The organism is Paraburkholderia sp. SIMBA_027 (assembly GCF_046535315.1).
GTDB lineage: Bacteria > Pseudomonadota > Gammaproteobacteria > Burkholderiales > Burkholderiaceae > Paraburkholderia > Paraburkholderia tropica.
In genome coordinates this window covers 1-274 of record NZ_JAWRWY010000514.1, presented here as the reverse complement: position 1 = coordinate 274, position 274 = coordinate 1, and the positions used below count along the sequence as shown (strand labels likewise).

Below are 274 nucleotides of genomic sequence, written 5' to 3'. Positions count from 1 at the left end.
AGAAGAAATGCATTTGCTCATGCACCATCGTGTGCTTCGTGACGGTGCCCACGAATTCCGTGTTCTGCTGTGCGTTCGGCAGCTCGCCCTTCAGCAGCAGGTAGCAGGTTTCGAGGAAGTCGGCGTTTTCCGCGAGGTTGTCGATCGGGTAGCCGCGGTACAGCAGCTCGCCCTTGTCGCCGTCGATGTACGTAATCGCCGAATTGCAGGCCGCCGTCGACATGAAGCCCGGGTCGTACGTGAACTTGCCGGTCTGGCCGTACAGTTTGCGGAT

1 protein-coding gene is annotated in these 274 nt (G+C 59.1%); it reads right to left on the bottom strand.

The annotated features are described in order from the left end of the window. Positions 1–274 (bottom strand): citrate/2-methylcitrate synthase (locus tag SB764_RS40040; RefSeq protein ID WP_410866754.1); only part of this gene is annotated, 274 nt, incomplete at both ends.